This window comes from Blautia sp. BIOML-A1, assembly GCF_009883055.1.
GTDB lineage: Bacteria > Bacillota > Clostridia > Lachnospirales > Lachnospiraceae > Blautia_A.
In genome coordinates, this window is record NZ_WWVR01000066.1 from 1 (window position 1) to 4,808 (window position 4,808).

The following is a 4,808-nucleotide window of genomic DNA, read 5'->3' on the forward strand; positions in this document are numbered from 1 at the left end:
CCTCCTTTGATTTTGAGTTTGGCTTGCGACACCATTCTCATCATATCACAGGAGGCTTTATTTTGTTATCCTCACCGCTTCCGCCTACTCCATTCTCCCCAGCATAGCTGGGGGATTAGGCTTTTCATTTAGCTTGTTTCTTGACTACTCATGAAAAATATTTTTACTTTCGCCCCACCTGTATTTTCAGAATTTGAAAGTTTAATCCCTCCGCCATATTTTTCAGCCACAGTTTTTGCAAAAAATAGTCCCATCCCATAATGGGCTTCGCCATTTCTACTTATGTCATCCATAAAAAACTGCTCTGTGCCATGCAATAATGCTTCTTTTGTAAATCCTGATCCACTATCTTCCACAATGAATGTCAGCTGACCATCCTGCTCCTTTGCACCAATATAGATGATTTCCTTTTCTTTCGTATGCTCCACTGCATTCTGAATCACATTCATTACAGCCCGAAACATTGGATCATAAGCAATCGTTACCTTTTTATCACTTTGCTGTGCCTTCCAGTTTATTTTCTGATGGCAGATTTCTGCCAGCCCGAGTGCCTGTTCCTTTATATCTGCGAAAAAATCTTCTAACCTCACCGTTGTATAGGTAACATCACTGCAATTCCATGATTTTGTGACATCTATCAACTGTTTTACATAACTTTGTATCTGTGTTGTGCCGTTCAAAACATAAGTGATATTATTCTTCTGTTCTGTGGTCAGTTCAGTCTCTGAAAGTAGTTCTGCATTTCCCCGTACAATCGTAAGAGGTGTTTTAATATCATGCGCCAAAGCAGACATCTGTTGTTTCTTTTCCTGCTCTGTTTTCCACTGCTTTTCTAAAGATTCTCGCAATGCATCTCGCATATCATCGATTACCGATAAACAGTCATCAAACTCTTTGATACCGGAACAGGATGTCTCATATTCCAGATTTTGATCCTTTATTTGTCTGATTGCGTCTAATACAGGCTGCATCTGCTTTTTGATTCTTTTTCCAAAACGTACGGACGGAATGATGATAATCGCTACCGCTCCAATCACTGACATAATACTCATCACATTCTGTGGTCCTATAAAATGCTCCCTCAAAAAAGCTGAATGATATTGAGGTGTCAGGCGATATTGCAATACAACATATTCATTTTCCCTTACAATTACTTTATAAAAATATTTCCCGGATGCGTTTCCGTACTTTGCAACATTCCATGCTATCTGTTCGTATTGTTCTGACAGATTTCCACCTATTTTCTCTCCATTCTCTGAAAAGATTACATAATCACAAAGTGCAGGAATCATCTCAGCAGTTACTTTATCCGCACGTAAAATCGTATCATATGCTTCATTAATCTTTTGCTCTGCATAATTCGCCGGATAGATACAGCCCACACTAATCAAAAGGTACAGCAGCAGCCAAGCAACAATCACCAAACCTACTAATGATCCAAGCATGACCAGTACATATCTCATAAAAATCCAGCTGAGTGCATTGCTTCTCTTTACTCTTCCCATTTATATCCAATCCCCCAGACTGTTTTTATCGGTGTATAATCATAATCCGCAAATTTTGCTCTTATATTTTTGATATGCGTGATAATGGTACTGTCATTACTCTCACTGTCAAAACCAAAGACCTCTTCTAAAATCTGTTCTTTCGAGAAAACCTGTCCCCTGTTTTTAGCCAGGAATTCACAAATTTCGTACTCCGCTTTCGTAAGAGGAAGTTCCTTATCATCAACCAATAGTTTCTTTTGAGATATTTGAATACAGACCCTCCCCAAAACCATCCGGACAGAATGTTCCCTGTGCTCTCTTCTAAGATGTGCATGAATCCTTGCCCGAAGTTCCATCACTCCAAATGGCTTTGAAATATAATCATCTGCTCCCAACGAAAGTCCGTTCACCAGACTTTTTTCCTCCGTTTTTGCGGTAAGAAACAAAATCGGACAATCCACAAGTGCCCTGATTCTTTTGCATAATTCAAAGCCGTCCATTCCAGGCATCATAATGTCAAGTAAAATCAGGTCATAACGATGTAATTCTTCCATATTAAGTTTCAGCGGATTACTTACTTTGGTAACCAGATGTCCATCCTTATTCAAAATGCTTTCTATCATTTCCAGAATTGCCGGTTCATCATCAACTGCCAGTATTTTTGCCATAGTTTCCCTCGATTCTATTCCGATATTCTGTTTCCTTCCCAGTGGTTTACCCACCAAAAATAGTATACCATACTAATCCCTGTAAATATTAAGCAACCTGGTATGAATGACAACCATTCACCTACACTAGTTTCTCCCAATACAGATTGCAGATAAGTATATGGTACTCTACCCGTCCAGCAGACAAATACATATTTCCACACATAATCTCCAAGTCCGGTAAGCATCAATGCACTAATTAGTCCTGATATAATCCCTGCTCCAATGGATACCCCTTTTCCAAACTGAAAAGCCAGAATCAGCTGCCACAGATAAAGTGGAACACTGCTTCCCCACAGCAGCAATGCTGCAAATATACATCCTTTCATAATTTCGATATCGCTTGATGCGATTCTTCCAAATCCAATTCCGAATATGATTGCTGTCAATAGGATAGAGCACAGACACAAAACCAGTAGCATCAACAGTTTCGATAAAAATGCTGCAGGTTTATCCGGTAAAGACAACAGATTTTGAAAATCACCTGCATTTTGTTCCTGTTCCATCACACTTGCTGTAAAAATTCCAATAAGTACCGGAAGTCCTGCTCCTATTGCCTGATAAAATGCAATCACTTTCATATTTTCATTCCATGGTGAAAAAAAGTAATATATTAAAAATATAACGCTGGTTATAATCGGAATCAGTAAGTGTGCCAGAATCACAGATGTTCCTTTCATCTTTCGCAAGTCTGCATTAAGAGATCTTCCAATCATCTTATTTCACCTCTCTTCTCTCAAACCATTTCAAAAACAGAACCGTTACAAAAACAAACCAGATGATTGAGAGACACATTCCCGGAACAATGACTCCCGTATCCAAAAGAGGATTCCCTGCTTCTGCGGCAAGTCCATTTGGTAAAACATGAAGCAACGGGCACATCATTCGCATAGGGATTGCAGAAACAAGTACATACCAGATTCTGGTTTGTGATATTACCACACCGCTGACGGTAATAAACAGGCAGACGAACAGGTTTACAATCATTCCAAATCGTTCACTTAAAAATAAAGCTACCGGAATCTCCCATAACTCAGAAACCGTCAGAAACAATACTGCAATCAACGCTCCTCCAACTGGAACATGTGTCGTTAGAAGAAAGCCTCCAAGCGTTGCTCCTGCAAACACAATCACATTAGAAAACAAAATCATGTACCCAATATAAATAATTTTCCCCAGCAACAATTTTCTTCTGTCTGTGGGAATAGTCGTTAAATGATAGTATTTTATCTTTTTCTCCTGCGCCACAGAAAGATAACAAAATAGAGCAATCATCCCCGGCAGCAAAAGTGTATACCACCAGTTCCAAACACTTTCTGCATAAGCATTTGTCATCCCAAGAGTAAATATAAATGCCATGACAAATGTAAGAAGAGGAAATCCCCAGATAAACTTTTTTCGCATGGTTCTTTTGGCTTTTTGATGTTCTGCTTTTATAATATTAACCATGGATTTCACCTGCTTTCTGGTTTTTTCTTACCACATTCATAAACAAATCTTCAAGATTATCTCCCTGCTTTAATGCTCCTTCGTATCCTAAGATTCCACCTGAAATAATCCCGACTTTATCTGCAAGTAACTGTACCTCTGAGAGAATATGACTGGAGAGAATTACAGTGATTCCCTGTTCCGGAAAAGACCGGATCAGCTCTCGTAATTCCTCGATGCCTATTGGATCTAATCCATTCGTAGGTTCATCCAATATCAAAAGTTCCGGTTCTCCAAGCAATGCCATTGCAATGCCTAGTCTTTGCTTCATCCCCAAAGAAAACTGTCCTGCTTTCTTCTTTCCGGTGTTTGTAAGTGATACAATCTGCAAGACCTCATCAATTCTGTTTTCATCTGTACCAAGCAATAATTGTCTTACCTTCAAATTCTCTCTGGCGGAAAGATTTTCATAAATAGGCGGATTTTCAATTAACGCTCCTATTTTTGATAAATCTTTCCTATCCAAAAGTTTTCCATCAAAGTAAATCTTTCCTGCAGTTGGTTTCATCATACCAGTCAACATTTTCAATGTGGTAGATTTTCCCGCACCATTCGGTCCAAGCAGTCCATAAATCTGTTTCTTTTCTATATTAAGTGAAACATTATTTACCGCTTTCTGCTTTCTAAAATATTTACACAAATTTTGTGTCTGCAACATCATTTCCATCTTTACTATCCTTCCTTCCATATTTCATTTCTTACTGAAATATAACCTAACAGAAAAAAATAAAGATTTGATGAAGATTGGTGAACTACTCGGCAACAAGTTACCAGAGCATCTGAAGTCTGGCGGGATACCGTCTTTTTTCAGGGTGCGTCCATGACACCAATACTGCTTGCCTTTCGGCTATACAGCTACTTTTATTATTTCTGGATTTTTTAGTCTGGTTACGGACAATTCTTTCTGCTTCCCGGATACGGAAAGATATTTCCGCAGGATATTAAACGCACCTACTGCATCTGCGTTAAATCTTACTCCGTCAGTTATATACATACCCCGCTCTTTTCAGTTTGATGCTTCTGCATACCTTTTTGATACTTCCGGTGATAACGGGCTGCACTGACTGGTATAGCTTTCCTCTTGTTTTATCAATTGAATCCCATACAGTTTCAACTTATATTCCAG

6 protein-coding genes are annotated in these 4,808 nt (G+C 38.8%); all 6 read right to left on the reverse strand.

All coding sequences use genetic code 11. The annotated features are described in order from the left end of the window. Positions 1–128 precede the first annotated feature (128 nt). Positions 129–1,505, reverse strand: coding sequence for a sensor histidine kinase (locus tag GT674_RS16380; RefSeq protein ID WP_161286642.1), 1,377 nt, complete (start codon positions 1,503–1,505; stop codon positions 129–131). Then, positions 1,493–2,155, reverse strand: a complete 663-nt coding sequence (locus tag GT674_RS16385) for a response regulator transcription factor (protein WP_072521435.1) — start codon at positions 2,153–2,155, stop codon at positions 1,493–1,495. The genes GT674_RS16380 and GT674_RS16385 overlap by 13 nt, the downstream gene beginning before the upstream one ends. Positions 2,156–2,169: 14 nt before the next feature. Next, positions 2,170–2,910, reverse strand: a complete 741-nt coding sequence (locus tag GT674_RS16390) for a lantibiotic immunity ABC transporter MutG family permease subunit (protein WP_005330844.1) — start codon at positions 2,908–2,910, stop codon at positions 2,170–2,172. A 1-nt stretch (position 2,911) separates the two neighbouring features. Then, positions 2,912–3,643 (reverse strand): lantibiotic immunity ABC transporter MutE/EpiE family permease subunit, encoded by a 732-nt coding sequence (locus GT674_RS16395; RefSeq protein WP_055225702.1) that lies wholly within the window; start codon positions 3,641–3,643, stop codon positions 2,912–2,914. Then, entirely contained in the window at positions 3,636–4,349 is a 714-nt protein-coding gene (locus GT674_RS16400) for a lantibiotic protection ABC transporter ATP-binding protein (RefSeq protein ID WP_044999424.1), read from the reverse strand. The genes GT674_RS16395 and GT674_RS16400 overlap by 8 nt, the downstream gene beginning before the upstream one ends. A 339-nt stretch (positions 4,350–4,688) precedes the next feature. Further along, positions 4,689–4,808, reverse strand: coding sequence for a hypothetical protein (locus tag GT674_RS18385; RefSeq protein WP_442859865.1), 120 nt, complete (start codon positions 4,806–4,808; stop codon positions 4,689–4,691).